The following is a 3,793-nucleotide window of genomic DNA, read 5'->3' as shown; positions in this document are numbered from 1 at the left end:
AAGACTACGAAGAGAATTTTTTTGATAGTATTACTAGATAAAATTTTAAAGTTTTCGTGACAAATAGCTATTTTTTTCACTTATAATAATGAGGGGGATTTTTTAATCTTTTTGTAAGAGTGGGCGACTAGCTATATAATTTTTATTTTTCCATAGACTAGAAAATTATTATTGTTATGAAGTTCTTATTTCTTGATATTATTTCAGGAGAAAATTCTAAGGATTTATAGCCTATGTTCAAACTAGAGTTTTCAATTCATTATTAATATTTTAACTATTTTCTCATTTTATATAATCTATTTTTTTACATTTTTAATAATAAAGTTTGTCCTTATTAGGAGATGTTCTACATAGAGTGAAAATATAGGAGGACAATTATAATGAAAAGTTTTACAGAATTAAACGAAGATGACACTCAAAGATTTTACGAGTTATTAGAAGTTAAAAAGTTCCTTATTAAGAGGGCGCTATACAAGGTAAATATTCCTCAACGGCTTCATAGTGAGTTTTATAGTTTTGGAATGGAGGGGCTTCTTGTTAGTTTCCTTATTTTACAAGATGGTGGAATAAGCCCTAAAGATTTTGATCGATTCGCTTTTACTACTATAAAAAGAAAACTAATCGACGAAATTCGTAGAAGAAATAGGCACAAAAGCGTTCCTTTGGATATTTTTGACAATAATTCTGATGTTATCAGCAATGATTATGATTTGTTGTATATTGAGCTTATTAGCTATCTGAAAAATACATTAAAATCAGCTGAATGGAATTATTTCGAAGAATATATAAAGACGTTAAATATTAAGCAAACTGCTATTTCTTTGGGCATATCACTAGCTAGCGCGTATAGATTACACAAACATATTAAGGGAGTTTGTGAACAGTTTCTATTAAGTATTTAAGACTTTATTCGCTCTATGTAGACTTCTACTATTTTTCTTTAAATTCATCTTTAAGTCCGGCTTTTCATTAAATCTGTTCTATATAATTTCACGATGATGCAGAGTGCATTGCATAAAACCTTTCCTCTATTCTATGTGCATCTTCTTCTCTCCATCTCAGAAAAAGACTTAAAAATAAAAAATAAATTTTATTGATGAAAATGTAAAAGCTATTAAATCAAAAACTTTAGAAGTTAGTAGAAAATCACAATTTCAAAAAATTTATTTTGTCGAGTCACCCCCACATAATATATTAGACATCCAAAAAGCTTTTTAATGCGAATTTGGATGTCAATATTAGTATTTATTTGTTACTTTTTTTGCAATCTAGGTCACAATTACTTCAACTATAGATATTTCTCAAATTCTTTCTCAGATACCCCTAGTTCTTCACACGCATACTCTTTTGTTATCGCACCTTTATTTACTAAACCTGCGAGCATATTTATTGTTTTTTCTCTTTCTCGTGCTATTCCTAACCCAATTCCTCGCTCAATACCTTGTTCAATCCCTTGTTCTTTCGCCTGCTCTTGCGCTTCTTTTACATACGCTAGATGCGCATTCCAACCATCCCAAGCTCTTATGTATTCATCAAACATAGCTTTATCCTCCTTGTTCCACTCTTTTACATCTAGTATTCTATCCGCCTTCGTTATTATGTTCCCTGGTTGATGTGTAAATGGTTTGTTCCCAAATAATTCCATCCAGCGTACTTTATTATAACTTGCGTTCATCTCTGGTTTGTATTTTTTCAATTCTAAAAATGCTATTTGCACTAGATTTCTTTTCTCTTCTATTCCTTTTACTCTGACTTTCAATTCTTCTTTTGTTTCACTATCTCTTAGACTAAAATTGTGAATTGCTCTGTCATCTTCGAAATAGTTTTCTTCTGTTATCGCTACGGCGTAGACCGGAATTAATTCTCGAGATAAATAGTGTGTGTCTATTCCATCTTTTTTATACTCATCTAAGTTTTGCGATACTTGTTCACAGATGTATAACCACAATCTTTTTATAAAATCAACCTGCATAGCTACTTGTATTTCTATGACGACTTGTGTTTTATCATTTAATTCCTCAAGTACATCTACTTGTGTTGTGAAATTTGGTAAAATCTTACTAGTTGTTACATGTATTTGCGTTCCATCTAATATTTTCACACTTTTGACCGGTAATTCTAAAATATCACGAATAAATTCCGCGGTTATTTCTGTATCACTAAATATTTTTTTCGCCATTAAATCCATCATCGGTCGTGCGTCTTTATGTCTTATGTTTTCCATATTGAAAACCTCCCTATTTGTTATTTTTTTCATACATTTATTTAATTTTCCATAATCCCTAATAATTCTTTACTTTCATTATACTCCATGAAAGCTATTTTTTCTAATAATAACATTAGTTTTTATATGATTTTTCCTTTTATTCTAACATTTATAGAGAGTATTTTTTAAAAGTCAAGTGTATCAAGGCTCTAGAGCACTTAAAAATTAAATACGTATTTTAAAGGTAATAAAAAGGACTATTTGACTTAATCTTAGTTACTAGAATTTTTTTAATCTTCACATGATTTCATTCTAATATTTTAAATTAAATCGAATAGCTTTTATAAAAAAATAAAATCTAAACTAATGAAATAACATTAGTTCAGATTCTATTTATTAATTGTAAATTTCTCTACGGTGTTTATAATAAACCGCTACTATAACTAGTTTATCATCTTCTATTTCTGTTAATAACCTATAATCACCGATACGATAACGCCAAAAGCCTTTTTTATCGTGTAATAGTGCTTTTCCTTTTGCTCTAGGGTTAGTACAACCGTTTAAATTTTTATCTATCCAGTTGTATAGTGTTCTTTTAGTTTGTTTATCTAGTTTCTTTAAATCTTTTTCTATTCTTCTATCAAAAACAACTTTATACATTATATTTCAAACACTTCTTTCATATCTTCGAAAGAAACGTAGTCTACTTCATTTCTTTCTTTACGTTCTTCATATTCTTTCATTAATTGCAAATCGTATTCATCTTCTAATTTTTCTAATGCTAATTGTTTAATAGTTGTTGATAATTTACCGCCGTATAATCCTGCTACATTTTGAAAAATAGTTTTTTCTTCTTCATTTAATCTTATTGTTAATGTACTCATAATAAAAGCCCCTTTCTCTTGTATTACGTTTGTAGTACAATTATATAATATACAAATTATTATTTCAAGTAATTTTATACTAAAATGTATTAAGTTTTTAAACGGTGTATAAGCATTCTAATTTTATTTTGGTGTAATTATACATTTCTATCTCTTAAAAGCCGTTAGCGCTGGAAATAACGGTGAATTTATACATATTAGAGCCAATAGAATATAATTAGGAAAATTAATTTACTTCGTTCTTTACCTCTTCTTGTATTATGTATAAATATTATCTGATTGAATGATACAACATATTTTTAACATGTTTACCTTTTCTTATTTTGTTTCCTTAATAGATGTTGTCTCTTGCTCTCAAAACGCTCTAGATAGCAAATAAATAGTAAATACAGATGAATTAATAAGAATGTATCTACAAGGGGTTATTTTAAATATACAATGTAGAAGCAGAAATAAAAAAGCTAGTGAATGTACTTACTCAATACGTTTCACTAGCTCTACTTTAGGTAACTGTAAACTAATTAAATCCTACTGGCAACTATTGTTTAAACAGTCTCGATATTTATCTTTTTGTATATAAAAATTGAAATCCAGTGATGGAATTTTTCCATTCCTTGAATTTATTATACAACCAAAAAAAGACAGCTCTTGATCTGACCCCAAAAAGTTAGACTTAGGATAGCGTAGTAGTTATAATGACTGC

4 protein-coding genes are annotated in these 3,793 nt (G+C 28.4%); 1 reads left to right on the top strand and 3 read right to left on the bottom strand.

Features of this window, described 5'->3' with window-relative positions; genetic code table 11:
* Positions 1 to 380 precede the first annotated feature (380 nt).
* Positions 381 to 902 (top strand): sigma-70 RNA polymerase sigma factor region 4 domain-containing protein, encoded by a 522-nt coding sequence (locus ACO6OL_RS08185; RefSeq protein WP_485502783.1) that lies wholly within the window; start codon positions 381 to 383, stop codon positions 900 to 902.
* A gap of 386 nt (positions 903 to 1,288) precedes the next feature.
* Here ACO6OL_RS08185 and ACO6OL_RS08180 read toward each other — a convergent pair whose 3' ends face one another.
* The 3 genes from ACO6OL_RS08180 to relB form a co-directional block, all read right to left on the bottom strand.
* Positions 1,289 to 2,224 (bottom strand): Rpn family recombination-promoting nuclease/putative transposase, encoded by a 936-nt coding sequence (locus ACO6OL_RS08180; protein WP_485502782.1) that lies wholly within the window; start codon positions 2,222 to 2,224, stop codon positions 1,289 to 1,291.
* A 378-nt stretch (positions 2,225 to 2,602) separates the two neighbouring features.
* Positions 2,603 to 2,866 carry a type II toxin-antitoxin system RelE family toxin gene (locus tag ACO6OL_RS08175; protein WP_485502781.1) on the bottom strand — a complete coding sequence of 88 codons (264 nt, stop codon included), beginning with the start codon at positions 2,864 to 2,866 and terminating at the stop codon, positions 2,603 to 2,605.
* Entirely contained in the window at positions 2,866 to 3,090 is a 225-nt protein-coding gene (gene relB, locus ACO6OL_RS08170) for a type II toxin-antitoxin system RelB family antitoxin (protein WP_314160880.1), read from the bottom strand. Before relB ends, ACO6OL_RS08175 begins: the two co-directional genes overlap by 1 nt.
* Positions 3,091 to 3,793: the final 703 nt, after the last annotated feature.

The sequence above is a fragment of the Gemella sp. genome (assembly GCF_057272915.1).
The sequence above is the reverse complement of the archived record's forward strand: the minus strand, read 5'-3'. Positions and strand labels throughout refer to the sequence as shown.